Here is a 26,337-nt window from a genome sequence, read left to right on the forward strand (position 1 = left end):
CGTTGCTCGCCGCTCAGTCCTGCGCGGTCGCTTCGGCGGCCGTGCGGAGGCGGGCGTACTCCTGGGCCATCGACTCCGCGGTCCAGTGGGCGTTGAGGCCGCTGGGGTTGGGGAGGGCCCAGACACGGGTGGAGCCGATCATCCGCTCCTGGGGGCCGATCTGCGCCTTCCTCTCGCCGAAGGCGGTGCGGTAGGCGGTGACGCCGACGACCGCCAGCCACTGGGGGCGCAGGAGCTCCACCTTCGCCGTGAGGATGCGGCCGCCCTCGCGGAACTCCTCGGCGCTCAGTTCGTCGGCCCGGGCGGTGGCGCGGGCCACCACGTTGGTGATGCCGAGCCGGTAGGTCAGCAGCTCTTCCTGCTCGGCGGGGGCCAGCCGGCGCGGGGTGAAGCCGGACAGGTGCAGCACCGGCCAGAAACGGTTGCCGGGGCGGGCGAAGTGGTGGCCCGTCGCGGCGGAGATGAGACCCGGATTGATGCCGCAGAAGAGCACGCGCAGACCGCCCGCGACCACGTCCGGGAGGACGCGGTCGCGGGCGGCGTCGAGCTCGTCGGGGGTCAGAGGATCGACCCCGGCGCGTACCCGGCGGCCTCCGGGTGCTGCTTGGCGATCGCCTCGATACGGGAGATCACCGCCGCGACCTGGTCGCCGGCCGCGCCCGTGAAGGACAGCTTGTCGGCCATCAGCGCGTCGAGCTGAGCCCGGTCCAGCGGCATCCGCTCGTCGGCGGCCAGCTTGTCCAGCAGCTCGTTGCGCTCGGCGCCCTGCTCGCGCATGGCGAGCGCGGAGGCCACCGCGTGCTCCTTGATGACCTCGTGGGCGGCCTCGCGGCCGACACCCGCGCGCACCGCGCCCATCAGCACCTTGGTGGTGGCGAGGAACGGCAGGTAGCGGTCCAGCTCGCGGGCCACGACGGCCGGGAAGGCGCCGAACTCGTCGAGGACCGTCAGGAAGGTCTCCAGCAGGCCGTCGAAGGCGAAGAAGGCGTCCGGCAGGGCCACGCGGCGGACCACGGAGCAGGAGACGTCGCCCTCGTTCCACTGGTCGCCGGCCAGCTCGCCGGTCATCGAGGCGTAGCCGCGCAGGATGACCATCAGGCCGTTCACGCGCTCGCAGGAGCGGGTGTTCATCTTGTGCGGCATCGCCGAGGAGCCGACCTGGCCGGGCTTGAAGCCCTCGGTGACCAGCTCGTGGCCGGCCATCAGGCGGATGGTCTTGGCGATCGAGGACGGCGCGGCGGCCAGCTGCACCAGGGCGGTGACCACGTCGTAGTCGAGCGAGCGGGGGTAGACCTGGCCGACGGAGGTGAAGGCCTCCGCGAAACCGAGGTGGGCGGCGATCCGCTGCTCCAGGTCGGCCAGCTTGGCGGCGTCGCCGCCCAGCAGGTCCAGCATGTCCTGGGCGGTGCCGACCGGGCCCTTGATCCCGCGCAGCGGGTAGCGGCCGAGCAGGTCCTCCAGGCGGGCGTAGGCGACCAGCAGCTCGTCGGCGGCGGTGGCGAAGCGCTTGCCCAGGGTGGTGGCCTGCGCGGCCACGTTGTGGGAGCGGCCGGCCATGACCAGCTCGGCGTGCTCGCCGGCCAGCTTGCCGAGGCGGGCGAGGACGGCGACCGTACGGTCACGGGCCAGTTCCAGGGAGAGCCGGATCTGGAGCTGCTCGACGTTCTCGGTGAGGTCGCGCGAGGTCATGCCCTTGTGGACGTGCTCGTGGCCGGCGAGGGCGTTGAACTCCTCGATCCGGGCCTTCACGTCGTGGCGGGTGACCTTCTCGCGCTCGGCGATGGAGGCGAGGTCGACCGTTTCCAGGACGCGCTCGTAGTCGGCGAGGGCGGCGTCCGGTACCTCGATACCGAGGTCCTTCTGGGCGCGCAGGACGGCGAGCCACAGCCGCCGCTCCAGCGTCACCTTGTACTCGGGGGACCACAGGACGGCGAGCTCCGCGGAGGCGTAGCGGCCGGCCAGGACATTGGGGATGCGGGGCTTGGCTGTCACGTGGAGTGATTCTACTTGGGCCGCCGCTGTGTCTTTACGCAGGTAGGGAGCCCGTCTCGGATTGTGGATTGCTACGAGAGCCGGTCGGCGGCGGAAGCGTCGTGCGGCAGCAGTTCCGGCCGCTTGGGCGGGCGGCCGTCACCGCTGGAGCGGCCGGTGAGCCGGCGGCCTATCCAGGGGAGCAGGTGCCGGCGGGCGAAGCTCAGGTCCTGGGAGCGGCGGACCGCCCAGCCCGGCGCCGCGGTGGGCGCCAGCGCGGTGCGCCAGTCCTCTTCGGGCGGCAGTCCGAGGGTCTGCCAGACGGCCTCGGCCACCCGGCGGTGGCCCTCGGCGGTCAGGTGCAGCCGGTCCACGTCCCACATGCGGGGGTCCGCGAGCGCGGGAGCCCCGTACAGGTCCACGACGAGCGCGCCGTGCCGGTCGGCGAGTTCCTCGATGATGCCGAAGAGCTCCTCCATGCGCGGCCGGAACCGGTCCATCACCGGACCGTTGCGGCCGGGGGAGCGCATCAGGACCAGCTGTCGGCAGGAGGGCGCGAGGAGGGCCACGGACTCCTCCAGGTGCGCGCGCACCCTGCCCATGTCGACCTTGGGGCGCAGGGCGTCGTTGAGCCCGCCGACCAGGGTCACGAGGTCGGCGCCCATGGTCGCCGCCACCGGCGCCTGTTCCCCGGCTATCTGGCCGATCAGCTTCCCGCGGACCGCGAGGTTCGCGTACCGGAAGCCGGGCTCGCGGGCGGCCAGCCGGGCGGCGAGCAGATCGGCCCAGCCCCGGTAGGAGCCGTCGGGCAGGCCGTCCGACATGCCCTCGGTGAAGGAGTCGCCGACCGCGACGAAACTGGTGTAAGACGCATTCATCTCCATGGCGGAAGAGATGTTACCGCGCGGTACCGCCGCCCCGCCCGGGGCGGCGGTACCTGATGTGCCGAGCTGCGCCGATGCGATCAGGCCCGGCCCGGCGAGGCCCGGCCCCGGCTCACGCGGAGGCGGGCCGGTCGAACAGCTCGCGCAGTACGTCCTCCATCGTCACCAGCCCCGTCATGGCGCCGTCCGCACCGAGCACCGCCGCCAGATGCGTACGGCTGCGCCGCATCGCGGTCAGCACGTCGTCCAGCGGGGTCTCCGCCCGTACCTGCGCGATCGGCCGCAGCGCGGGCACCGGGAACGGCTCCTCCCGCTCCGTCGCGTCCGCGTCCAGGGCGTCCTTGACGTGCAGGTAGCCGAGGATCCGCTGCTCCGCGTCGAGCACCGGGAAGCGGGAGTACCCCGACTCGGCGGACAGCCGCTCCAGCCCCGCCGGCGTGATGCCGGCCCGGGCCGAGACCACCCGGCCCGAGGGCAGCACCACGTCGGTGACCGGCCGCCGCCCCAGCTCCAGCGCGTCGTACAGGCGCTCGCTCGCCCGGTCGTCGATCAGCCCCGCCGCGGAGGAGTCCTTCACGATCCGGGCCAGCTCGTCGTCCGAGAAGGTCGCTCCGACCTCGTCCTTCACCTCCACCCGCAACAGCCGCAGCAAGGTGTTGGCGAACGCGTTGATCGCGAAGATCACCGGCCGCAGCGCCCGCGCCAGGGTCACCAGCGGCGGCCCCAGCGCCAGCGCGGTGCGCACCGGCTCCGCCAGCGCCACGTTCTTCGGCACCATCTCGCCGAAGAGCATGTGCAGGTACGTGGCCAGCGCCAGCGCCACCACGAAGGAGATCGCGTGCGTCACGCCGGACGGCACCCCGACCGCGTCGAGCAGCGGGCTCAGCAGGTGCGCGATGGCCGGCTCGGCCACCACACCCAGCACGAGGGTGCACAGCGTGATGCCCAGCTGCGCCGCCGCCATCAGCGCCGACACGTGCTCCAGGCCCCACAGCACGGCGCGGGCCCGCCGGTCGCCCTGTTCGGCGTACGGCTCGATCTGGCTGCGCCGCACCGAGATCAGCGCGAACTCCGCCCCGACGAAGAAGGCGTTGACGGCCAGGGTCGCCAGGCCGATGAGCAGTTGGATCGCGGTCATCGGGTCCCCTCCGCGTCTTCGTCGTCAGCGGACTCGACCGGCACGTGCAGCAGCACCCGCGCGGCCCGGCGCCCGCTCGCGTCCACCACGTCCAGGTGCCAGCCGTCCAGCTCCAGGCTGTCGCCGACGGCCGGGATCCGGCCGAGCTCGGTCGCTATCAGACCGGCCAGCGTCTCGTACGGGCCCTCGGGCACCCGCAGTCCGATCCGCCGCAGCTGGTCGGTGCGCGCGGCGCCGTCGGCGGAGTAGAGCGCGCGCCCCGAGGCGTCCGTACCGGCCGGGGCCAGGTCCGGGGTCTCGTGCGGGTCGTGCTCGTCGCGGACCTCGCCCACGACCTCCTCGACGATGTCCTCCAGCGTGACCACGCCGGCGGTGCCGCCGTACTCGTCGATCACCACGGCCATCGTCTGCCGGCCCGACAGCCGGTCCAGCAGCCGGTCCACGGTCAGCGACTCCGGTACGAGGAGGGGCTCGCGCAGCAGCTGCGAGACGGCGGTGCGGTGCCGCTCCTCGGCGGGCAGGGCCAGGACGTCCTTGATGTGGACGGTGCCCACGACGGAGTCGAGGCCGCCCCGGTAGACCGGGAAGCGCGACAGGCCGGTGGCCAGCGTCGCGTTCGCCACGTCCTCGGCGGTGGCCTGAAGGTCGAGGGCGGTGACCTGGACGCGCGGGGTCATCACGTTCTCCGCGGTCAGGTCGGCCAGGTTCAGGGTCCGCACGAACAGCTCGGCGGTGTCCTTCTCCAGCGCGCCCGCCTTGGCGGAGTGCCGCGCCAGCGCGACCAGCTCCTGCGGGCTGCGCGCCGAAGCCAGCTCCTCGGCCGGCTCCAGGCCGAGCCGGCGCACCATGTGGTTCGCGGTGGTGTTCAGGTGCCCGATGAGCGGCCCGAACGCGCGGCTGAAGAGCCGCTGCATGGTGGCCACGCGCTTGGCGACGGCCAGCGGGGAGGAGATCGCCCAGTTCTTCGGCACCAGCTCGCCGACGACCATCAGGACGACGGTCGTCAGCGCGGTGCCGAGGACCAGGGCGGTGGAGGAGGCGGCGCCGGGCGACAGCCCCATCGCCTGGAACGGGCCCTTCAGCAGGGCGGCGATCGAGGGCTTGGAGATCATGCCGATGACCAGGCCGGTCACGGTGATGCCGAGCTGTGCGCCGGAGAGCTGGAACGTCAGGCTGCGGACGGCGACGAGGGCGCTCTCCGCGCCGCGCTCACCGCGCTCGACGGCCTGTTCGAGCTCGCTGCGCTCGACGGTCGTCAGCGAGAACTCCGCCGCGACGAAGACTCCACAGGCGAGGCAGAGCAGCAGCGCCACGATGAGCAGGAGCACTTCGGTCATCGGTCGGTCACCTCCGTCCCATGATCGGTCAGGCGGAGGGGGAGCGCGCGATGTCGGCTGCGGCGGTGTCGGGTACTGGGAGGCTCGCCCATGGGCGGACGCTCACACCTTTCGATCGGAGGACGGTTCGAACAGCTGCACACATGGTAAAGGACGGGCAAAGGAGATGACTCGTCCTTCGTACCGGCCACGGGCTAGTCGGCGCCGTAACCCCGGCGGGCCGTGCCGAGCACGCAGTACGAGGACGGCAGCGCGGGTCCGCCCTCCGGGATCCGGACGCCGCGCACGGCCGTGACCGTGAACCCGGCCGCCTCGATGGCGGCCAGCGGATCGCGCGCGGTGTGACAGCCGCCGCACAGCCGAGGCCACACGGTCCGGTCCAGGACGCGCTGGAAGGCGGCCATGCCCCGGCCGGGGGCGCGGCCGTGCTCGAAGAAGCGCAGCTCCCCGCCCGGGCGCAGGACGCGGTGGAGCTCGGAAAGGGAGCGCGGCAGGTCCCGTACCGAACACAGCACGAGCGAGGCCACCGCCGCGTCGAAGGACTCGCTCTTGACCGGCAGGGCCTCGGCGGCGCCCGGCACCACGTCGACGGGGACCTCGACGCGCAGCCCCGCCTCCACGGCGTGCCGGCGCAGGACCCGCTCCGGCTCGACCGCGACGACCTCGGACACGGCGCGGGGGTAGTGCGCGAAGTTGAGGCCGTTGCCCGCGCCGATCTCGATGACCCGGCCGCTCAGCCCGGCCAGGAGTTCCTCGCGGATCCTCCCGACCCCGGCGCGGGAGTCGGCTTCGACGCTCATCCGGGCGTAGAAGCGGGCGAACAGCGGATGGTGGACCGGATCCTGCGTAGGGCGGCTGCGACGGAGCACGGAACCTCCTCATGCGGACGGGGCGCGTACTGCCATTTTTCCCCGCCGGTGTCGGCTCATCCCGGCAGCGCCGCACGGCCGCGCGGCGCTGCCGCCGGGTCCTGCGGGCCCGGCCGCGCGCGCCGCGAGCGCCGGGTCAGGCCGGCCAGGCGGAGCGGAAGGCCTCCGGGGACCAGGTGCCGTGCAGGCGCGGGGCCAGCCAGCCGGCGGCCGAGGCGCGGAACGCCTCGGGGGACAGCGCGCCCGAGCCCTCGGGGACGGCGCCCAGCAGCGGCAGCCCCGAGGAGCCGGGCAGGTCGGCCAGGTTGCAGCGGCAGGCCAGGTCCGGGGCGGCCGGCCAGCTGCCGATCACCACGCCCAGCCCCGTCAGCTCCCGCGCCCGCAGGGCCTCGGCCGTCAGGGTCGTGGAGTTGAGGGTGCCGAGGGCCGCCGGGGCGACGACCAGCACCGGCGCCGCGAGCAGCCGCGCCGCGTCGGCCAGCGTGTGGCCCGCCTCGTCGAAGCGGACGAGGAGCCCGCCGGCGCCCTCCACCAGGACCAGGTCGTGGTCCAGGGAGAGCCGCCGCGCCGCCTCCGCGATCCGCGCGGGGGAGAGCGTGGGCAGCCCGGCGCGCCGGGCCGCCGTGTCCGGGGCCAACGGTTCCGGGTAGCGGGCCAGTTCCAGCGCCGTCACCGCCGGCCCCGCCAGCCGGACCACTTCCGCCGCGTCCCCGGGTTCCGCCGGCCCCACGCCCGTCTGGGCGGGCTTGAGGACCGCGACCGAACGGCCGGCGGCCACGGCGGACGCCGCGATCGCCGACGTGACGACCGTCTTGCCGATCTCCGTGCCCGTTCCGGATATGAAGACGACCGGCATGTCAGCCCTCCTTCGCCGCGGCGCACACCGCGCGGCAGATGCGGGCCACGTCGGCGTCGCCCGTGACGAACGGCGGCATCGTGTAGATCAGGTCGCGGAACGGGCGCACCCAGACGCCCTCCCGGACCGCCGCCCGGGTGGCGGCCGCCATGTCGACGGCGTGGTCCAGTTGCACCACGCCGATCGCGCCCAGCACCCGGACCTCCCGCACGCCGGGCAGGTCCGCGGCCGGGGCCAGCCCTTCCAGGAGGCCCGCCTCGATGCGCTTGACCTCGCGCTGCCAGTCCTGGCCGAGGAGGAGGTCGATCGAGGCCGAGGCCACCGCCGTGGCCAGCGGGTTGCCCATGAAGGTCGGTCCGTGGGCCAGTACCGGGACCTCGCCCTCGGAGATCCCGTCGGCCACCCGCGGCGTGCACAGGGTCGCCGACAGGGTGAGGTAGCCGCCGGTCAGGGCCTTGCCGAGGCACATCACATCGGGGGTGATCCCCGCGTGGTCGGCCGCGAACAGGGCGCCGGTGCGGCCGAAACCGGTCGCGATCTCGTCCAGGACGAGCAGGATCCCGTACTCGTCGCACAGCTCGCGCAGCACCCGAAGGTAACCGGGGTTGTGGAAGCGCATGCCGCCCGCGCCCTGCACCACCGGCTCCACGATCACGGCCGCCAGCTCGTCCGCGTGCGCGGCGATCAGGGAGCGCAGGTGGTCGGCGTACGCCGGGTCCACCGGGGCGTCGAAGCCGCCGGGCGGGGCGTCCGCGAAGACCTGGCGGGGCAGGGCCCCCGACCAGAGCTCGTGCATGCCGCCCTCGGGGTCGCAGACGGCCATCGGCTGCCAGGTGTCCCCGTGGTAGCCGCCCCGCCAGGTCAGCAGCCGGGTCTTGCCGGGCCGGCCGATGGAGCGCCAGTACTGGAGGCACATCTTGACCGCGACCTCGACCGCGACCGAGCCCGAGTCGGCGAGGAAGACGTGCTCCAGGCCAACCGGGGTGATCTCGACCAGCTTCGCGGCGAGCCGGACGGCGGGCTCATGGGTGAGCCCGCCGAACATCACGTGTGACATCCGGCCGAGTTGAGCGGTCGTCGCCTCGTTCAGCGCCGGGTGGTTGTAGCCGTGGATCGCCGACCACCACGAGGACATGCCGTCGACCAGCTCTTCGTGGCCCTCTACGGGCTCGGCCATCCGCAGCCGGACCCCCGAGGCGGAGGAGACGATCAGCGGCTCCTGCCGCCCGGGCATCGGGCCGTACGGGTGCCAGACGTGCTGCCGGTCCAGCGCGAGCAGTTCGGCGGCCGGCAGCGCCTCGTACGGATGGGACCGCTCAGGCATTCGGGGCGAGATCCGTCCCCGCGCCGCGACGGCGTACCGCCACCAGGTCCGAGCGCACCTCGCCCGCGTCGGCCTGGGCGGGCGCCGCGTCGTGGCCCGAGCAGCCGCCGCACGCCGACCCGCAGCCCGCCGCGGCCGGAACCGCCCCGGAGCCGGAAGCGGAGCCGCATGCCCCGCCCGCGGGCGCCGCCGCCACTGCGGCCGTCGCCTCGGAGCGGTGCGCGGGAAGGGTCGTCGTACCGGCGCCCTCCACCTCGAAACCGGCGTCCGCGATCATGTCGAGGTCGGCCTGACCGGCCTGGCCCTCACTGGTGAGGTAGTCGCCGAGGAAGATCGAGTTGGCCAGGTGGAGCGCCAGCGGCTGCATCGTGCGCAGGTGCACCTCGCGGCCGCCCGCGATCCGGACCTCCACGTCGGGGCAGACGAAGCGGACCATCGCGAGGATGCGCAGCGCGCGCTGCGGGGTGAGGTTCCACTCCTTGGCGAGCGGGGTGCCCTCGAAGGGGATCAGGAAGTTGACCGGCACCGAATCGGCGTCGAGCTCGCGCAGCGCGTAGACGACGTCGATCAGGTCCTCGTCGCTCTCGCCCATGCCCGCGATCAGGCCCGAGCAGGCCGACAGGCCGGCGGCGTGCGCCTTCTGCACGGTGTCGACGCGGTCGGCGTACGTGTGGGTCTTGGTGATCTCCCCGTACGTCGCCTCGGAGGTGTTGAGGTTGTGGTTGTACGCGTCCGCGCCCGCGTCGCGCAGCCGCTCCGCCTGGCCGTCCGAGAGCAGGCCGAGGCACGCGCAGACCTCGACGCCCTCGTTGCCCTCCTTGATGGCCTCGATGGTCTTGCCGACCCGGTCCACGTCCCGGTCCGTCGGACCGCGCCCGCTCGCCACCAGACAGACCCGCTTGGCACCGCCCGCGACCCCGGCCGCGGCGGCCTGGGTGGCCTCCTCCGGCTTCAGCCAGGTGTACTTGAGGATCTCCGCCTTCGATCCCAGACGCTGGGAACAGTAGGAGCAGTCCTCGGGGCAGAGCCCGGATTTCAGGTTGACGAGGTAGTTCAGCTTGACCCGACGTCCGAACCACTGGCGGCGCACCTTGCCGGCCGCGGCCACAACATCGAGCAGTTCGTCGTCCGAGGTCGCCAGCACGGCGAGCGCCTCTTCGCGGGTCGGCAGCTCACGCCGCAGTCCCTTGTCCACCAGGGTGTTCAGCAGGTCCATGGTCCGAATCCTGGACCACACGACCACTCCCGGCCAAGGAGAGATCGGACAACATGGCCTGTTTGGAGTGTGTGTATCACCACACATGACACAGAGGTCACGCCCACTAGGGTCGTTCGCAGGTCTGTGGACAGCCGACAAAACGCGAGGACGCCGCCGATGCCCCAGCACACCCCCGACGCCGCGGCCGCCGAGCCCGGCCCGGCCCCGGACGTCTTCGCCTGGATCGACGACGCCGAGCGGGCGCGCGAGCGGGCGGGGCTGGTCCGCACGCTGCGCCCGCGCCCGGCCTCCTCACCGCTGCTGGACCTCGCGAGCAACGACTACCTCGGTCTGTCCCGGCACCCGGAGACGGTCCGGGGCGCGCGGGAGGCCGCCGAGCGCTGGGGCGCCGGGGCCACCGGATCGCGGCTCGTCACCGGTACGACCGAGCTCCACGCCGAGCTGGAGCGGGAGCTCGCCGACTTCTGCGGCTTCGAGGCCGCGCTGGTGCTGTCCTCCGGTTACGCCGCCAACCTGGCCGCCGTGACCGCGCTCAGCGACCGGGGCACCCTGGTCGTATCCGATGCCGGGAACCACGCCTCGATCGTCGACGGCTGCCGCCTCTCGCGCGCCGAGACCGCCGTCGTCCCGCACGCCGACGTGGCCGGCGCGCGCAAGACGCTGGCCGCGCACACGGGCCGGGCCCTGCTGGTCAGCGACTCCGTGTTCTCCGTCGACGGGGACGCCGCCCCGCTCGCCGGGTACGCGGCCGCCTGCCGGGAGCAGGGCGCGGCCCTGATCGTGGACGACGCGCACGGGCTGGGCGTCCTGGGCGAGGGCGGGCGCGGCGCGCTGCACGCGGCCGGGCTCGCCGGCGCGCCCGGGGTGGTCGCCACGCTGACCCTGTCGAAGTCGCTGGGCAGCCAGGGCGGCGCGGTGCTCGGGCCGGCCAAGGTGATCCGGCACCTGATCAACACCGCCCGTACCTTCATCTTCGACACCGGGCTCGCCCCGGCCGCCGCCGGAGCGGCGCTGGCGAGCCTGCGCCTGCTGCGGCGGGAACCGGAACGGGCCGGCCTGGCCCGCGAGGTGGCCGCCGCGCTGTACGGACGGCTCACCGCGTCCGGCCTGACCGCGGCCCGGCCGGACGCGGCCGTGGTGTCGGTACGGGCCCCGTCGGCTCCGGCGGCACTGCGCTGGGCCGCCGACTGCCGCGAGGCGGGTCTGTCCGTGGGGTGCTTCCGGCCGCCGTCGGTGCCGGACGGGGTGTCCCGGCTGCGGCTGACCGCTCGGGCCGATCTCACGGGGGACGAGATCGACCGGGCCGTCGAGACGATCCTGCGGACCGCTCCGGCCGGAGCCACGGACCGGTAGGCGGGGCTCTTACGCGAGCACGTCCGCCCGGACACAGGCGAGGAAGCCGTCCCAGGCCGGCCCGGTGAAGAGCACGGCCGGGCCGTCCGCTTGTTTGGAGTCGCGGACGGCCAGCAGGCCGCCGCGGAGGGCGGCCGTTTCCACACAGTTGTTCATTCCGGTGCTGCGACTGCTCCGCAGCCACCGCGCACTGCTCAGAAGTCCGCTGGTGGATAACGGGGTTGCGGACACGGGAGTGCCTCCTTACGCGTCGTCAGCGAGTGAGCTGATCAGATCCGACGAGTCACGGGGCGGGAGGGCGTGGGCCTGGATCGCGCGGAACGCGGCGCTGTAGGCCTCGATGTCTTCCTTCCGCTCCAGATAGAGGCTACTCGTCAAATGGTCGAGTACCACCACATCCAGATCGGCGATGTCCGGAAATGAAAAGATGACGAAGGGTCCGGTCAGACCGAGATGGCCCCCCACACTGAACGGCAGCACCTGTAGACATACTTGGGGCAGCTCCGTCACCTCGCTCAGGTGCCGCAGCTGCTCGGCCATCACCCCCGGCCCGCCGATCTGCCGCCGCAGCACCGCCTCGTCCAGCACCGCGCTCAGCTCCAGCGGCGGATCCGCCCGCAGCACCGACTGCCGGGCCAGCCGTACGTCGACCAGCGCGTCCACCTTCGGCTCCGGCAGCCCGCCCAGCGCCGCCCGGGTCACGGCCCTGGCGTAGTCCGGGGTCTGCAACAGACCGGGCACCACGGACAGTTCCACGGTCCGGGCCGAGCGGGCGCCGGCCTCCAGGCTGATGAAGTCCCGGTACTCCTGCGGCAGCAGCCCCCGGTAGTCGTGCCACCACTCGCGGCCCCGCCCGGCGCCCGCCCCCGGCCCGGGCCCGGCCGCCGAGGCCGACAGGGCCTCCAGCAGCGCGCGCTGCTGGGCGCTGACCACGTCCCCGTAGACGTCGAGGAGCGACCGGATGTCCTCCGGTTTGACCCCGCTGCGCCCCGTCTCGATGCGGCTGACTTTCGACTGGTGCCACCCGACCATCCGGGCCGCCTCACCACTGGTGAGTCCGGACCGGTCGCGCAGGGCGCGCAACTCCTCGCCGAGCTTGCGCCGACGCACCGCGGGACCGTGCTGCATACCCGCTCTCCTTCCACCGGCACGGCTCGCACCGGTCTTCCGTCCAAATACGCTCTTCCGTAGCAGAGTTCACCGCATTGAGCGACAGATATATGCAGGTCTTGGGAGAACGGCAACAACAGCGGGACGATGGGTGGCACTCTGGCGCTCAGCACAGATCCGGGACGGCTCCGCCCCGGTGGGAAAGGGACGTCGTCATGGCAGATCAGCAGGAAGCCTCCATCACTCTGCCGAGCGACCCAGCCTCGGTCGCCGCCGCCCGCCGCTACGTCGCGGAGGTGCTGGGCGAGTGGGGACTGCCCGAGGACGCCCAGATCGCCGACTCCGTCCGGCTGATCGTCTCGGAGCTCGCGACCAATTCCGTCCAGCACACCTTCGGGCAGTCGCCCACCTTCACCGTCGAGGTGCGGCTGGAGCGCGGGGAATGGCTCCGCGTCGGGGTGACCGACAGTCATCCGCGCTGGCCGAGGCGCCTCCCGGCCGCAGTGCAGCAGGACAACGGCCGCGGGATGGTCATCATCCGCTGGCTCGCGGCCGAGGCGGGCGGGCGGCTCTCCGTCTGTCCCACCGAGGACGGCGGCAAGACGGTGTGGATCGCGCTCCCCTGGACCGTGGACGCCCCGGCCGAGAGCTCCGTCACCGGCTGCTGAAATGCTGCGGGACCCCGGCGGGACCCCGGCGGGACCCCGGTGGGACCCCGGTGGGACCCCCGGCGGGCGCCGGGCCCGGGCGGGCGTGCGCCGGACTCAGGGAACCTCCCCGAAACCTGGGTTAACCCAGCCGAAAAACGGGCGCCTTAGCGTGGCCGCCACGGCTCTTCACCAATGATCACCCATGAGTGTGCAAAGCGGCGGTGGTGGGGACGGAAAGCCTTTCCCCGCGTTGGGCAAGACACGCTTGGCTCGGATATGCGCAGGTCAACAAAGTGTTGACGGCCCATAGGGTCGGCTCGGCGCGACGTTGATCATGTCCCGGAAGCTTGGTGAATTCGAGTGCAATTGACACCGCACGAGCAGGAGAGACTGCTCATCCACGTGGCCGCCGACGTTGCGGAGAAGCGAAAGGCGCGCGGGGTCCGCCTCAACCATCCCGAGGCGATCGCCCTCATCACCTCCCACATCCTCGAAGGGGCCCGCGACGGCCGCACGGTGGCCGAGCTGATGGCCTCCGGCCGTACGGTGCTCGGCCGCGAGGAGGTCATGGAGGGGATTCCCGAGATGATCCACGACGTCCAGGTCGAGGCGACCTTCCCGGACGGCACCAAGCTCGTCACCGTCCACGACCCGATCGTCTGAAGAGGAGCACCCGCATGATCCCCGGCGAAATCCGCTACGGGGACGGCCCGGTGCGCCTCAACGAAGGCCGCCCCGTCACCCGCGTCACCGTGCTCAACGCCGCCGACCGGCCCGTCCAGGTCGGCTCCCACTACCACTTCGCCGAGGCCAACCCGGGCCTCGACTTCGACCGCCGGGCCGCGCACGGCCTGCGGCTCAACATCGCCGCCGGGACCGCCGTCCGCTTCGAGCCGGGCATCCCGGTCTCCGTGGAACTCGTACCCCTGGGCGGGCTGCGCACCGTCCCGGGGCTGCGCGGCGAGACCGGGGGGCCGCTCGATGGCTGAGCTCTCCCGTCCCGTGTACGCCGACCTCTTCGGGCCGACGGCCGGCGACCGGATCCGGCTCGCCGACACCGACCTCTTCGTCGAGATCGAGCGGGACCTCAGCGGCGGACCCGGACGCTCCGGCGACGAGGCCGTGTTCGGCGGCGGCAAGGTCATCCGCGAGTCCATGGGCCAGGCCCGCACGACCCGCGCCGAGGGCGCCCCCGACACCGTGATCACCGGGGTCGTCGTCCTCGACCACTGGGGCATCGTGAAGGCCGACCTCGGCATCCGCGACGGCCGGATCTGCGGCATCGGCAAGGCCGGCAACCCCGACACCATGGACGGGGTGGACCCGGCCCTGGTGATCGGCCCCGAGACCGAGATCATCGCGGGCAACGGGAAGATCGTCACCGCCGGGGCCATCGACGCCCACGTGCACTTCATCTCCCCGACCGTCATCGAGGAGGCCCTCGCCTCCGGCATCACCACCCTCGTCGGCGGCGGCACCGGCCCCGCCGAGGGCACCAAGGCCACCACCGTCACGCCCGGACCCTGGCACCTGGCCCGGATGTTCGCCGCGCTGGAGGCCTACCCCGTCAACATCGGGCTGCTCGGCAAGGGCAACACCATGTCCCGCGAGGCCATGCACTCCCAGCTGCGCGGCGGCGCCCTCGGATTCAAGATCCACGAGGACTGGGGTGCGACCCCCGCCGTCATCGACGCCTGCCTGAGCGTGTGCGAGGAGACCGGAGCCCAGGTCGCCATCCACACCGACACGCTCAACGAGGCCGGCTTCGTCTCCGACACCGTCGCCGCCATCGCCGGCCGGACCATCCACTCGTACCACACCGAGGGGGCGGGCGGCGGGCACGCGCCCGACATCATCACCGTGGTCTCGGAGCCCAACATACTGCCCAGCTCCACCAACCCGACCCGGCCGCACACCGTCAACACCGTCGAGGAACACCTCGACATGCTGATGGTCTGCCACCACCTCAACCCGGCCGTCCCCGAGGACCTCGCCTTCGCAGAGTCCCGGATCCGGCCCTCGACCATCGCCGCCGAGGACGTCCTGCACGACCTCGGCGCCATCTCCATCATCTCCTCCGACTCCCAGGCCATGGGCCGGGTCGGCGAGGTCGTGCTGCGCACCTGGCAGACCGCCCACGTGATGAAGAAGCGGCGCGGCTTCCTGCCCGGGGACGGACCCGCCGACAACCAGCGGGCCCGCCGCTACGTCGCCAAGTACACGATCAACCCCGCCGTGGCCCAGGGACTCGCCCGCGAGATCGGCTCCGTCGAGACCGGCAAACTCGCCGACCTGGTGCTGTGGAACCCCGCCTTCTTCGGGGTCAAGCCCGAGCTGGTGATCAAGGGCGGCCAGATCGCCTACGCGCAGATGGGCGACGCCAACGCCTCCATCCCGACCCCGCAGCCCGTACTGCCGCGGCCGATGTTCGGCAGTCACGGGCGGGCGCCCGGGCTGAACTCCGTCAACTTCACGGCACAGGCCGCGCTCGACGACGCGCTGCCCGAACGGCTCGGACTGGGCAAGGAGTTCGTGGCCATCGAGAGCACCCGCAAGGTGAGCAAGGCGGACATGCGCAACAACGACGCCATGCCCCGGGTCGAGGTCGACGCCGACACCTTCACCGTCAGCATCGACGGCGAGGTCGTGGAGCCGGCGCCCGCGGCCGAACTGCCCATGGCACAGAGATACTTCCTCTTCTGATGCCCTCCAGCCTCGCCGCCCTGCTCGTCCTCGCGGACGGCCGCTTCCCCGCCGGAGGGCACGCCCACTCCGGCGGGGCGGAGGCCGCCTGCGCGGCGGGCCGCATCCACGACGCCGCCACCCTGGCCGAGTTCTGCCGCGGCCGCCTGCACACCGCGGGCCTGGTCGCCGCCGGGCTCGCCGCGGCCGCCGCCCTCGGACTCGACCCGGCGGAGCTCGACGCCGCCGCCGACGCCCGCACCCCGTCACCCGCCCTGCGCACCGCCGGGCGCCGGCTCGGCCGGCAGCTGATGCGGGCCGCCCGGGCCACCTGGCCCGCGCCCGAACTCGACGCGCTGGCCGCCGCGTTCCCGCGAGGGGCCCACCAGCCCGTGGTGCTCGGCCTCACGGCCCGGGCCGCCGGGCTCGGGCCGCTCGACGCCGCGCACGTGGCCGCGTACGAGAGCGTCGGCGGGCCCGCCACCGCGACCGTACGGCTGCTGGGCCTCGACCCCTTCGAAGCCAGCGGGGTCCTCGCCCGGCTCGCCCCCGAACTCGACGCCGTCGCCGCCGAGGCGGCGGCGGCCGCCCGGCGCGCCCGGACGGAGGGCACGGAGGCGCTGCCCGACGCCTCCTCGCCCCTGCTGGAGATCGCGGCGGAAATCCATGCCGACTGGCCGGTACGCCTGTTCGCGTCCTGAGCCACCCCCCAAGGAGACCCCCATGCACCTCGACCACGGCGTGACCTTCCCGCACCGCCACACCCACAGCGCCGAGCCCCTCCGGGCCGACGGCACCCGCCGCGCCCTGCGCATCGGCCTCGGTGGCCCCGTCGGCTCCGGCAAGACCGCGACCGTCGCCGCGCTCTGCCGGGCCCTGCGCGCCGAACTGTCCATGGCCGTCGTCACCAACGACATCTACACCCGCGAGGACGCCGAGTTCCTGCTCCGCGAGGCCGTCCTGCCGCCCGAGCGGATCACCGCCGTCGAGACCGGGGCCTGCCCGCACACCGCCATCCGCGACGACATCTCCGCCAATCTGGAGGCCGTCGAGGAACTGGAGGAGGCCTTCCGGGAGCACGCACCGCTCGACCTGATCCTCGTCGAATCCGGCGGGGACAACCTCACCGCCACCTTCTCCCGGGGCCTCGTCGACGCCCAGATCTTCGTCATCGACGTGGCCGGCGGCGACGACATCCCGCGCAAGGGCGGCCCCGGCGTCACCACCGCCGACCTGCTCATCGTCAACAAGACCGACCTCGCCCCGCACGTCGGCTCCGACCTCGGCCGGATGGCCCGCGACGCCGCCGAGAAGCGCGGCGAACTGCCCGTCGCCTTCCAGTCCCTGCGCGGCCCCGAGGGCGTTGCCCCGGTGGCCTCGTGGATCCGCGAGCGGTTCGCCGCCTGGGCCGTACGGTGACCAGCGCGCCCCCCGCCACCCCCGTCCCGGCGGGGGTGCGGGCCACCGCCCGGATCCGCGCCACCGCCGACGGCCGGGGCGGCACCGCCCTGCCGCTCCTCACCGGGGAAGGGCCGCTCGCGCTGCGCCGCACCCGGGGGGAGGGCGCCGAGGCCGGGGTCATGCTGGTCGGCGCGATGAGCGCCCCGCTCGGCGGGGACCACCTCGCCGTCGAGGCGGACGTCGGCGCGGGGGCCCGGCTGGCACTGGCGACGGCGGCGGCCACCCTGGCACTGCCCGGCCGTGGCGGTGAGCCCGCGCGGTACGACGTACGTCTGACGCTCGAAGGGGACGCGGCCCTGCGGTGGCTGCCGGAGCCGCTGGTCTCCGTACGCGGCAGCGACCTGCGGGTCCGCACCCGGGCCGAGCTCGCCCCCGGGGCCCGGCTGCTGCTGCGCGAGGAGCAGGTGCTGGGCCGCGCGGGGGAGCCGGGGGGCCTGCTGCGCAGCCGGCTCACCGTCACCCGCGCGGGCCGCCCGCTGCTGGACCAGGAGCTGGCCTGCGGACCCGGCGCGCCCGCCGGCTGGGACGGCCCGGCGGGTCTGGCGGGGCACCGTTCGCTCGGCCAACTCCTCGTCGTGGACCCGGCCTTCGAGAAGGCCCCGGCCGCCGCCGCGGTGCTGGGGGAGTTCGCCGCGGTCACCCCGCTGGCCGGGCCCGCTGTCCTGGTGACCGCGCTGGCCCCGGACGCCCTCCGGTTGCGGGAGCTGCTGGACGCGGCCCGCCGGACGTACGGCTGGTGACGGGCGTCCGATTTCAGGACCCATCGGACACCGCTGAGCGGTACACGTCTTTCCGGTTATCGGTTGGGCAAAGAACCTTGCGCTCCTCTGTTGTCGGGTATCGGTCAGGCGCAAGGATCCCCCTGCACGCCCGACGACCGAACCCACCGAACCCGGCTGCCCACGGCGGCACATGAGCAGGGGGAACAACCACGTGATACGCAACGCGGCGCTGGGGAGCGCCGCCACACTGATCACCGGCACGCTGGCGGCGAGTCTGCTGCTGGCCCCGTCCGCCTCGGCGGCATCGGCCGACCGTGACAACGGAGCGGCGGAGGCGATCGGCGTTCAGATCGCCGCCGCCCGCGCCGCCCGCACGGGGATCGACTGGAAGGACTGTCCTGCCGACTGGGGCTTCGAGAAGCCGATCCAGTGCGGCTGGGTCAAGGTCCCGCTGGACTACCGCAAGCCGTTCGGCAAGACCATCGAGCTCGCGGTCGACCGCGCGGTCAGCACCGGCACCAAGGAGGAGCGCCAGGGCTCCCTCGTCTACAACCCGGGCGGCCCCGGCGGCTCCGGCATGCGCTTCCCGCGCCGGACCACCACCAAGAGCCCGCTGTGGGTCAACACCGCCAAGGCCTACGACTTCGTGGGCTTCGACCCGCGCGGTGTCGGCCACTCGGCGCCGATCTCCTGCATCGACCCGCAGGAGTTCGTCAAGGCCCCCAAGGCCGACCCGGTCCCCTCCAACGAGGCCGACAAGCGCGCCCAGCGCAAGCTCGCCGCCGAGTACGCGGACGGCTGCAAGGAGCGCAGCGGCGAGATGCTGCCGCACATGACCACGCCGAACACCGCGCGCGACCTGGACGTCATCCGCGCCGCGCTCGGTGACCGGAAGCTGAACTACCTCGGCGTCTCCTACGGCACCTACCTCGGCGGGGTCTACGCGACCCTGTTCCCGACCCACGTGCGCCGCATGATCGTCGACAGCGTGGTCAACCCGGACCAGGACAACATCTGGTACGAGGCCAACCTCGGCCAGGACGTCGCCTTCCAGATGCGCTGGAACGACTGGCAGGACTGGGTCGCCAAGAACGACGCGGTCTTCCACATCGGCGACACCCGCGCCAAGGTCGAGGCCAAGTACCAGGAGCTGCGCGCCAAGGCCAAGGCCAATCCGATCGGCGGGGTCGTCGGCCCGGCCGAGCTGATCGGCTTCTTCCAGGGCGCTCCGTACTACGACTCCTCCTGGGTGCCCGTCGCCCAGACCTGGAGCAAGTACCTCGCCGGTGACGAGCAGGCCCTGGTCGGGGCGATCGCCCCGGACATGAGCGACACCGCGGGCAACGCCGCCTCGGAGAACAGCAACGCCGTCTACACCGCGGTCGAGTGCGCCGACGCCAAGTGGCCGACCAGCTGGGCCAAGTGGGACCGGGACAACACCAAGCTGCACCAGAAGTACCCGTTCCTGACCTGGTCCAACGCGTGGATGAACCTGCCCTGCGCGACCTGGAAGTCCAAGCAGAGCACCCCGATCGAGGTCGGCGCCAAGCGCGGTCTGCCGCCGGTGCTGATCGTCCAGTCCGAGCGGGACGCGGCCACGCCGTACGACGGTGCGGTCTCGCTGCACAAGCGCCTCGCCGGCTCGCGCCTGATCACCGAGCTGAACGCCGGCTCGCACGGTGTGACCAGCCTGGTGAACCCCTGCATCAACCCGCGGGTGGAGACCTACCTGCTGACCGGCAAGGTCGACGCCAAGGACGTGAAGTGCGAACCGCACGCCACCCCGGTGGCGCCGGCTCCGGCCGCCGCGAAGTCGCTCGCCACGGCCCAGGGCGCCGAGCTCGCGCCGCGTGAGGAGCTCCCGGCCATCCGCTAGGACGGCCGGTGGTGACACCGCACGGGAGGAGGCTCAGCGCGTTCTGCGCCGGGCCTTCTTCCGTGCTTCCTCTTCCTCGGCCTTGACCTCGGCGGCGTACCGGTCGACGTACTCCTGCCCCGACAGCCCGAGGATCGCGTACATGATCTCGTCGGTGACGGCCCGCAGGACCGCCCGCTCGCCCTCCAGCCCGGCGTACCGGGAGAAGTCCAGCGGCTCGCCGAAGCGGATCGTCACCCGGCGGATCTTCGGGATCCTCTGCCCGGGCGGCTGGATCTCGAACGTACCGACCATCGCGCAGGGGATCACCGGCGCCCCGGCGCCCAGCGCCATCGCGGCCACGCCCACCTTCCCCTTGTACAGCCGCCCGTCGTGCGAGCGGGTGCCCTCCGGGTAGATGCCCAGCAGCTCGTCCTTGGCCAGCACGCCCAGCCCCTCCCGGAGCGCGGCCTGCCCGGCGTCCTTCCCGGAGCGGTCCACCGGGATCTGCCCGGCGCTGCGGAAGAACGCGGCGGTGAGCCGCCCCTTGACCCCGGGGCCGGTGAAGTACTCGGCCTTCGCGAGGAAGGTGATGCGCCGCTTCAGGATCGCGGGCATCAGGAAGTGGTCGGAGAACGAGAGGTGATTGCCCGCGACGATCGCGGCGCCCTCCGCCGGAATGTTCTCCAGGCCCTCGATCCGGGGCCGGAACAGCAACCGCAACAGCGGACCGAGCAGTACGTGCTTGAGCAAGTGGTAGAACACCAGGCCGCTCCCGTCGATGCCCCGTTGTCACCGACATCCTACGGACAGTCAGCCGCGTGTCAGGAGGGGATGGCGATACCGGAGCGACGAGGGGCACGTACCGGCCGCGCGCGGACACGGCCCCGGGCGGCCGGGGCGGGTGCCCGGCCGGGACACGGACCGGCCGGATTCAGACGTTGCCGGACGCGGCCATGCCGATGGTGATCAGCCCCAGGACCACCCAGCCGAACCACAGCCAGCCGTTGCTGCCCAGGGCCACCGAGTACGTGGCCACGGCCACCAGGGCGGCGAAGGTGGTGACGGCCATCGCCTTAACGGATCCGGTCATGCCCCATGGTGCAGCGCGAAGGCGCGAATCCGCTACTGGCCACGCGCTTGGAGGGAGGCCAGATACGCGTTGTACGCCTCCAGCTCCTGGTCACCGTCGCGGTCCGCGGCCCGGTCGGAGCGCTTCGCCGTCCGCTGCTCGGAGTGGTACCACTGGTAGACCAGCGCGATCAGCACCAGCACCGAGGGGATCTCGCTGAAGGCCCAGGCGATCCCGCCGCCCCACTGCTGGTCCAGCAGCGGATCGATGCCGAGCGAGGGCGAGGGGTTCGCGTACGTCTTGATCATCGGTTCGCTCGCCATCATCAGCGCGATGCCGAAGAAGGCGTGGAACGGCATGCCCGCGAACAGCTCCAGCATCCGCATCACGTAGCCGGGGCGCTGCGGGCCCGGGTCCACGCCCATGATCGGCCAGAAGAAGATCACGCCGACGGCGAGGAAGTGCACCATCATCGCGATGTGCCCGGTGCGGCTCTCCATGAGGAAGTCGAAGAGCGGGGTGAAGTACAGCGCGTAGAGGCTCGCGATGAACATCGGGATCGTGAAGGCCGGGTGGGTGATCACCTTCATGTACCGGCTGTGCAGCAGCATCAGGAGCAGCTCGCGCGGACCCTTGTGGCCGCGGGCGGCCGGCGGCAGCGCGCGCAGCGCCAGCGTCATCGGGGCGCCGAGCAGCAGCAGGATCGGGGTGACCATGCTGATCACCATGTGCTGCACCATGTGCACGCTGAACATGACCATGCCGTAGTCGTTCAGCTTGGTGCACATCACCAGGACCACGGTCAGCACGCCGGCGGTGAAGGCGAGGGTCCGGCCCAGCGGCCAGGAGTCCCCGCGCCCGCGCAGCCGCAGCACGCCCCAGCCGTACAGGGCCAGCCCCAGCAGCGAGCCGAACAGGAAGAACGCGTCGAAGGAGAACTCCAGACCCCTCCCGAGAGTGAACGGCGGCAGGTCCATGTTCATGTCCATGCCGTGCCCGCTGTGATCCATCTGTCCACTCCCTTGACCTGTGGTGCCCCACCACAGTAGTGCCGCCCCCGGGCGCTATCGCGGCCGGGGGCGGTGACGGAAGGGGGGAAAGCTCACAGAACGGTCTCGGCCTCGGCGTAGCGCTCCGCCGGGACCGTCTTCAGGGTCTGTACGGCGTCGGCCAGCGGCACCATCACGATGTCGGTGCCGCGCAGCGCGGTCAGCATCCCGAACTCGCCGCGGTGCGCGGCCTCCACCGCGTGCCAGCCGAAGCGGGTGGCGAGCACCCGGTCGTACGCGGTGGGCGTACCGCCGCGCTGGACGTGGCCCAGGATCACGGGGCGGGCCTCCTTGCCGAGCCGGTCCTCCAGCTCGACGGCGAGCCGGGTGCCGATGCCGGCGAACCGCTCGTGGCCGTACATGTCCGTGCCGCCCGCCTCGACCGCCATCGAGCTGCCCAGGGCGGGCTTGGCACCCTCGGCGACCACGACGATCGCGAACCGCTTGCCCGCGGAGAAGCGCTCGCCGACGATCTCCGTGAGCCGCTCGATGTCGAAGGGGCGCTCCGGGACGACGATCGCGTGCGCGCCCGCCGCCATGCCCGAGTGCAGGGCGATCCAGCCGGTGTGGCGGCCCATGACCTCGACGACCATCACGCGCTGGTGGGACTCGGCGGTGGTCTTCAGCCGGTCCAGGGCCTCGGTGGCGACCCCGACGGCCGTGTCGAAGCCGAAGGTGACGTCGGTGGAGGCGATGTCGTTGTCGATGGTCTTCGGGACGCCGACGATCGGCAGACCGCCCTGCGAGAGCAGGTTCGCGGCCTTCAGGGTGCCCTCGCCGCCGATCGGGATGATCGCGTCCAGACCGAGGTCGGCGACGTGCCCGCGGGCCCGCTCCACACCGTCGCGCAGGTGCGCGGGCTGGACGCGGGAGGAGCCCAGGATCGTGCCGCCGCGGGCCAGGATGCCGTTCACGGCGTCCAGGTCGAGCTTGCGGTAGTCGCACTCCAGGAGGCCGCGCCACCCGTCGTGGAAGCCGATGACCTCGTCGCCGTGGTCGACGACGGCACGGTGGACGACGGAACGGATGACGGCATTGAGGCCGGGGCAGTCGCCGCCGGAAGTGAGCACACCAATGCGCATGGCAGGGAAAACCTTTGCAACGTGGGCCGACGACCGGACCACGTCGTCCGGTTGGAACTACCCGTCACCCTACAAGCGGATCCGCACTGGACTGAACCATCCTCCACATGCTGGTCAGATCCGCCGTACGTACGCACGTCGGCCCGGATCCCCCAGGGAATCCGGGCCGAACACCACGTGACGCGGGCGTTACGCGGGCGTTACGCGGGCTGCGTGGCCGTCGCGATGCGCTCGGCGCGCAGCGCCTCGTACCAGCGGTCGTCGACCGGCGGCAGCGCGTTCACGTCGAGGGCCAGCTTCAGCAGCAGGTCCGCGATCAGCGGGTTGCGGGCCATGACCGGGCCGTGCATGTACGTGCCGAACACCGTGTCGTTGTACGCGCCCTCGGTGCCGTCGCCGGTGCCGTTGCCGCGGCCCATCACGGTACGGGCGAACGGCCGCGCCGTCGGACCGAGGTGGGTGATGCCCTGGTGGTTCTCGAAGCCCGTCAGCTGGGGCAGGCCGAGCCGCGGGTCGATGTCGGCGAGCACGTCGCCGACGCACCGCTCGCCGTCGCCGCGCACGGTCTCGACGTCCAGCAGGCCGAGGCCCTCCTGGCGCTGGCCGACGTCGTTGACGAAGGCCTTGCCGAGGATCTGGTACCCGGCGCAGACGGAGAAGACGATCGCCCCGTTCGAGACGGCCCGCTCCAGACCGCCGTCGCGCAGCAGGCGCTCCGCGGCCAGCCGCTGCGGCCGGTCCTCACCGCCGCCGATCAGGTAGATGTCGCCCGAGGTGGGGATGGGCTGGTCGCTGCGCACGTCCACGCGGTGGACGTCCAGGCCGCGCTGGCGCGCCCGGCGCTCCACCACGAGGGCGTTGCCCTGGTCTCCGTACGTGCTCAGCAGGTCCGGGTAGACCCACACCAGACGCAGGCTGTTGTCGCTCATGCTGTTGTCCTTGGGGGTTCTAGTTGCCGACGCGGCGGCGCACGTCCTGGAAGGCGGTGTAGTTGGCGATCAGCTCGATCTGCCCGGGCGGTGCCAGCTGCACGGCCTCGTCGAGGGTCTCGCACACCCGGAAGTCCAGGCCCGCGACCTCCAGGCGGACGGCCAGGTCCAGCTTGCGGTCACCGATCACGAAGATCGGGTGGCCGGCGAGGCGCGGGTAGTCCACGTCCCACAGCCAGGAGGTGTCCGTGCCGTCGGCGCCGCGCGCGTTCACCGAAAGGATCACCGGGGTCGGCGGCGGGTCGATCAGCGAGAACGTCTCAAGCCAGCCCGCCGGGTTCTTCGCGAGCAGCAGCCGCAGGTCACGGCCCTGGAAGTTCACCACGTCGTAGCGTCCGGCGACGGCCTGCACCTGGTACATCCGCTCCAGCGCGACCTGCGGCGGCACCCCGAACACGGCGGCCACGGCGGCCGAGGTCGCGGCGTTCGCCTTGTTGGCGCGGCCGGGCAGCTGGAGGTGGATCGGCCAGGCCGAGCCGTGCGGGTCCAGGACGTGGTCGCCGGAGAGCACCCAGCTGGGGGCGGGGCGGCGGAAACCGCACTCGCCGCAGAACCAGTCGTCGCCCGGACGCTGCATGACGCCACCGCAGGAGGGGCACGACCAGGCGTCGTCCTTCCACTCCTGGCCGGCCGCGACCCACACCACGTTCTGCGAGGAGGAGGCCGACCACACGATCAGCGGGTCGTCGCAGTTCGCGACGATGACCGCCTTGGAGCCCTGGAGCCCCTCGCGCCACTTCTCCGCGAGCATGCGGGTCTCGGCGGCGCGGTCCAGCTGGTCGCGGGAGAGGTTCAGCAGGGCGATCACCTTGGGGGTGACGTCCCGGGCCACGCCCGCCAGGTACTTCTCGTCGACCTCGATGACCCCGTACTTGGCGTCCGAACCGCCCGCCAGCGCCGAGGTGATGCCGGCCGGCATGTTCGCGCCGAGCGCGTTGGACACCACCGGACCGCTGGCCCGCAGGGCCTCCGCGATCAGCCGGGTCGTCGTGGTCTTGCCGTTCGTCGCGGAGACGAGGACGACATCGAGATGCTGCGCCAGCGCTCCGAGAAGATCGGGGTCGAGCCTGAGTGCGACCTTGCCACCGATCACCGATCCGCTTCCGCGTCCCGCGGCCCGCGACACCGCCGCCGCGGCCTTGCCCGCCGTCACGGCCAGCTTGGCCCGCGGCGAAAGCGGCTCTGTGTTGCCTGCCATCGTCCCTTGTCCTCCTTGCGTCGGTCGGCACCAGCCTATCCAGTACCGGCCCGAGCCCTGACCGCGGCGCCCCAGTGCCGCCGCGGATCTCCTCATATATTCGCCCGTCGTAGGCTTACCGCCATGCGACAGCGCCCCATTCCCGGTACCACCGGACTCGTCCGCACCATGAGCCTCTTGGGCGATCCGGTGCTCCACTCGGCCTGCGCGGAGGTCACCGAATTCGGCCCGGTCCTCGACCGGCTCATCGAGGACATGTTCGCCACGATGTACGCCGCCGAGGGCGTCGGCCTCGCCGCGAACCAGATCGGCGTGGGGCAGCGGGTCTTCGTGTACGACTGCCCCGACGACGATGATGTCCGTCATGTCGGGCACATCGTCAACCCCCGTCTGGTGACGGCCGACGGGGACGAGATCCGCGGTCCCGAGGGCTGCCTCTCGCTGCCCGGCCTGGAGGCGGGCACCGACCGCTTCGACCGCGCGGTCGTCGAAGGGGTCACCTCCGAAGGCGTGCCCGTGCGGATCGAGGGCACCGGGTTCTTCGCGCGCTGCCTCCAGCACGAGTGCGACCACCTCGACGGCACGGTGTACGCGGACCGGGTGACGGGGCTGCGGGCACGCCGGCTGCGGCGGGCGATCCGCAAGACGGCGTGGGGCGCGCGGGCCCTCGTACAGCCCTAGTCCGGTGCCCGGCGCGGTGCCCGGTGCGGTGCCCTGTCCTGTGCCCGGCGCGGTGCCCGGTGTGCGGGGCGACTCCCGTCAGAAGCCCGGCCCGTCCACGCGGTTGCCGGCCGTCGCCAGGCGGCCCCAGAGCAGGTCGGTCAGGCCGGTGACCAGCTCCGCGCGCTCGCAGGGGCGCTCGCCGAGCCACCAGTCCCCGGCGGCGTGCATCATCCCGACGATGCCGTGCCCCCAGACGCGGGCGAGGCGTTCGCCGCCGGGACCGAGGTCCACGCGCTCGCCGATGACCTGCGCCAGCTCCTCGCCGAGCCGGCGCAGCAGCGGCGCCGAGTGCAGCCCGACGTCGAACCCGCGCTCGGCGGTCTGCGAGTCCTCCGCCGGGTGCATCAGGAACCGGTAGACCTGCGGCCGGGCCTCGATGGCGGCGAGGTAGGTGTCGAGGGTGGCCTCCACCCGGCGCCGGCGCTCGGCCGGGGCGTCCAGCGCCGCCCGCAGCGAGTCGAGCAGCGCGTCGGTGTGCCGGACGGCGAGCGCCTGGTAGAGGCCCGCCTTGTCGCCGAAGTGGCGGTAGAGGATCGGCTTGGTGATGCCGGCCTCCGCCGCGATGGCGTTCATGGACGCCTTGGGGCCGTCCCTGAGGACGACCCGGTCGGCGGCTTCGAGCAGTTCCCGCCTGCGGCGGTCGGCCGCTCCCGGGTCGCCGGCCTGATGAGTGGTCTCCATGACGTGTTTGTCTCCCCGCCCTTGCGATGTGCGTGACGCCCACGCAACGTAACACCCCGCACACCCTGGCGATTGAACCGGCGTACTCCGCCCCGGGGCTCCGACCACGCTT

The 26,337-nt window shown here is 72.6% G+C and carries 28 protein-coding genes; 10 read left to right on the plus strand and 18 right to left on the minus strand.

All coding sequences use genetic code 11. The features are described from left to right. Positions 1-13: 13 nt before the first annotated feature. The 9 genes from mug to bioB all read right to left on the minus strand — a co-directional run bounded on the left by mug (position 14) and on the right by bioB (position 9,595). Complete coding sequence (gene mug / locus EES41_RS29825) at positions 14-562, minus strand: G/U mismatch-specific DNA glycosylase (protein WP_123082776.1); 549 nt, start codon at positions 560-562, stop codon at positions 14-16. Continuing rightward, complete coding sequence (gene purB / locus EES41_RS29830) at positions 559-1,992, minus strand: adenylosuccinate lyase (protein WP_123081093.1); 1,434 nt, start codon at positions 1,990-1,992, stop codon at positions 559-561. The genes mug and purB overlap by 4 nt, the downstream gene beginning before the upstream one ends. A 71-nt stretch (positions 1,993-2,063) precedes the next feature. Next, on the minus strand, positions 2,064-2,855 hold the full coding sequence (locus EES41_RS29835) for an SGNH/GDSL hydrolase family protein (protein WP_123081094.1): 792 nt from the start codon (positions 2,853-2,855) through the stop codon (positions 2,064-2,066). Between the two features lie 112 nt (positions 2,856-2,967). After that, positions 2,968-3,993, minus strand: a complete 1,026-nt coding sequence (locus EES41_RS29840) for a hemolysin family protein (protein WP_123081095.1) — start codon at positions 3,991-3,993, stop codon at positions 2,968-2,970. Further along, positions 3,990-5,330, minus strand: a complete 1,341-nt coding sequence (locus tag EES41_RS29845) for a hemolysin family protein (RefSeq protein ID WP_123081096.1) — start codon at positions 5,328-5,330, stop codon at positions 3,990-3,992. Before EES41_RS29845 ends, EES41_RS29840 begins: the two co-directional genes overlap by 4 nt. 194 nt (positions 5,331-5,524) lie before the next feature. After that, complete coding sequence (locus tag EES41_RS29850) at positions 5,525-6,199, minus strand: class I SAM-dependent methyltransferase (RefSeq protein ID WP_123081097.1); 675 nt, start codon at positions 6,197-6,199, stop codon at positions 5,525-5,527. A gap of 136 nt (positions 6,200-6,335) precedes the next feature. After that, positions 6,336-7,055 (minus strand): dethiobiotin synthase, encoded by a 720-nt coding sequence (bioD, locus tag EES41_RS29855; RefSeq protein WP_123081098.1) that lies wholly within the window; start codon positions 7,053-7,055, stop codon positions 6,336-6,338. 1 nt (position 7,056) lies between these two features. Continuing rightward, entirely contained in the window at positions 7,057-8,379 is a 1,323-nt protein-coding gene (locus EES41_RS29860; RefSeq protein ID WP_123081099.1) for an adenosylmethionine--8-amino-7-oxononanoate transaminase, read from the minus strand. Continuing rightward, positions 8,372-9,595 carry a biotin synthase BioB gene (gene bioB, locus EES41_RS29865; RefSeq protein WP_123081100.1) on the minus strand — a complete coding sequence of 408 codons (1,224 nt, stop codon included), beginning with the start codon at positions 9,593-9,595 and terminating at the stop codon, positions 8,372-8,374. The genes EES41_RS29860 and bioB overlap by 8 nt, the downstream gene beginning before the upstream one ends. Before the next feature lie 159 nt (positions 9,596-9,754). Here bioB and EES41_RS29870 point away from each other — a divergent pair, with 159 nt between their 5' ends. After that, complete coding sequence (locus EES41_RS29870; RefSeq protein ID WP_123081101.1) at positions 9,755-10,951, plus strand: 8-amino-7-oxononanoate synthase; 1,197 nt, start codon at positions 9,755-9,757, stop codon at positions 10,949-10,951. A 9-nt stretch (positions 10,952-10,960) separates the two neighbouring features. Here EES41_RS29870 and EES41_RS29875 read toward each other — a convergent pair whose 3' ends face one another. Together EES41_RS29875 and EES41_RS29880 are read right to left on the minus strand one after the other, a co-directional pair. Next, positions 10,961-11,182 carry a DUF397 domain-containing protein gene (locus EES41_RS29875; RefSeq protein WP_123081102.1) on the minus strand — a complete coding sequence of 74 codons (222 nt, stop codon included), beginning with the start codon at positions 11,180-11,182 and terminating at the stop codon, positions 10,961-10,963. A 12-nt stretch (positions 11,183-11,194) separates the two neighbouring features. Continuing rightward, positions 11,195-12,079, minus strand: a complete 885-nt coding sequence (locus EES41_RS29880; protein WP_123081103.1) for a helix-turn-helix transcriptional regulator — start codon at positions 12,077-12,079, stop codon at positions 11,195-11,197. A 197-nt stretch (positions 12,080-12,276) separates the two neighbouring features. Between EES41_RS29880 and EES41_RS29885 the strand changes: the two genes are divergently transcribed. The 8 genes from EES41_RS29885 (at position 12,277) to EES41_RS29920 (ending at position 19,452) form a co-directional block, all read left to right on the plus strand. Continuing rightward, on the plus strand, positions 12,277-12,729 hold the full coding sequence (locus tag EES41_RS29885) for an ATP-binding protein (RefSeq protein WP_123081104.1): 453 nt from the start codon (positions 12,277-12,279) through the stop codon (positions 12,727-12,729). A 342-nt stretch (positions 12,730-13,071) separates the two neighbouring features. Further along, positions 13,072-13,374: an urease subunit gamma gene (locus EES41_RS29890; protein WP_073772635.1), complete on the plus strand. Its 303-nt coding sequence runs from the start codon at positions 13,072-13,074 to the stop codon at positions 13,372-13,374. 14 nt (positions 13,375-13,388) lie between these two features. After that, complete coding sequence (locus tag EES41_RS29895; protein WP_008741166.1) at positions 13,389-13,700, plus strand: urease subunit beta; 312 nt, start codon at positions 13,389-13,391, stop codon at positions 13,698-13,700. Next, positions 13,693-15,414, plus strand: coding sequence for an urease subunit alpha (locus tag EES41_RS29900; protein ID WP_123081105.1), 1,722 nt, complete (start codon positions 13,693-13,695; stop codon positions 15,412-15,414). Before EES41_RS29895 ends, EES41_RS29900 begins: the two co-directional genes overlap by 8 nt. Then, on the plus strand, positions 15,414-16,094 hold the full coding sequence (locus tag EES41_RS29905; RefSeq protein ID WP_123081106.1) for an urease accessory protein UreF: 681 nt from the start codon (positions 15,414-15,416) through the stop codon (positions 16,092-16,094). The genes EES41_RS29900 and EES41_RS29905 overlap by 1 nt, the downstream gene beginning before the upstream one ends. Before the next feature lie 22 nt (positions 16,095-16,116). Next, positions 16,117-16,812, plus strand: coding sequence for an urease accessory protein UreG (gene ureG / locus EES41_RS29910; RefSeq protein ID WP_008741169.1), 696 nt, complete (start codon positions 16,117-16,119; stop codon positions 16,810-16,812). After that, positions 16,809-17,594 (plus strand): urease accessory protein UreD, encoded by a 786-nt coding sequence (locus EES41_RS29915; RefSeq protein WP_123081107.1) that lies wholly within the window; start codon positions 16,809-16,811, stop codon positions 17,592-17,594. Before ureG ends, EES41_RS29915 begins: the two co-directional genes overlap by 4 nt. A 193-nt stretch (positions 17,595-17,787) precedes the next feature. After that, positions 17,788-19,452: an alpha/beta hydrolase gene (locus EES41_RS29920; RefSeq protein WP_254211606.1), complete on the plus strand. Its 1,665-nt coding sequence runs from the start codon at positions 17,788-17,790 to the stop codon at positions 19,450-19,452. 33 nt (positions 19,453-19,485) lie between these two features. Here the strand turns inward: EES41_RS29920 and EES41_RS29925 are convergent, their stop codons facing one another. The 6 genes from EES41_RS29925 to EES41_RS29945 form a co-directional block, all read right to left on the minus strand. Next, positions 19,486-20,196, minus strand: a complete 711-nt coding sequence (locus tag EES41_RS29925) for a 1-acyl-sn-glycerol-3-phosphate acyltransferase (protein WP_123081109.1) — start codon at positions 20,194-20,196, stop codon at positions 19,486-19,488. A 169-nt stretch (positions 20,197-20,365) separates the two neighbouring features. Beyond that, complete coding sequence (locus tag EES41_RS41625) at positions 20,366-20,524, minus strand: hypothetical protein (protein WP_164495970.1); 159 nt, start codon at positions 20,522-20,524, stop codon at positions 20,366-20,368. A 32-nt stretch (positions 20,525-20,556) separates the two neighbouring features. Then, positions 20,557-21,513 (minus strand): cytochrome c oxidase assembly protein, encoded by a 957-nt coding sequence (locus EES41_RS29930; RefSeq protein ID WP_123081110.1) that lies wholly within the window; start codon positions 21,511-21,513, stop codon positions 20,557-20,559. A 92-nt stretch (positions 21,514-21,605) separates the two neighbouring features. Beyond that, entirely contained in the window at positions 21,606-22,634 is a 1,029-nt protein-coding gene (locus tag EES41_RS29935) for a 6-phosphofructokinase (RefSeq protein ID WP_123081111.1), read from the minus strand. A gap of 200 nt (positions 22,635-22,834) precedes the next feature. Further along, a complete protein-coding gene (locus EES41_RS29940; protein ID WP_123081112.1) occupies positions 22,835-23,563 on the minus strand; it encodes a type 1 glutamine amidotransferase in 729 nt (242 codons plus the stop codon). 19 nt (positions 23,564-23,582) lie between these two features. Further along, positions 23,583-24,821, minus strand: coding sequence for a MurT ligase domain-containing protein (locus EES41_RS29945; protein ID WP_008741177.1), 1,239 nt, complete (start codon positions 24,819-24,821; stop codon positions 23,583-23,585). A 123-nt stretch (positions 24,822-24,944) separates the two neighbouring features. Between EES41_RS29945 and def the strand changes: the two genes are divergently transcribed. Then, positions 24,945-25,502 carry a peptide deformylase gene (def, locus tag EES41_RS29950; RefSeq protein ID WP_123081113.1) on the plus strand — a complete coding sequence of 186 codons (558 nt, stop codon included), beginning with the start codon at positions 24,945-24,947 and terminating at the stop codon, positions 25,500-25,502. 78 nt (positions 25,503-25,580) lie between these two features. Here the strand turns inward: def and EES41_RS29955 are convergent, their stop codons facing one another. After that, the gene (locus EES41_RS29955; RefSeq protein WP_008741179.1) at positions 25,581-26,225 is read right to left on the minus strand and encodes a TetR family transcriptional regulator; all 645 of its coding nucleotides are present in this window, start codon (positions 26,223-26,225) and stop codon (positions 25,581-25,583) included. Between the last annotated feature and the right edge of the window lie 112 nt (positions 26,226-26,337).

Source organism: Streptomyces sp. ADI95-16, assembly GCF_003721495.1.
Classification (GTDB): Bacteria; Actinomycetota; Actinomycetes; order Streptomycetales; family Streptomycetaceae; genus Streptomyces; species Streptomyces goshikiensis.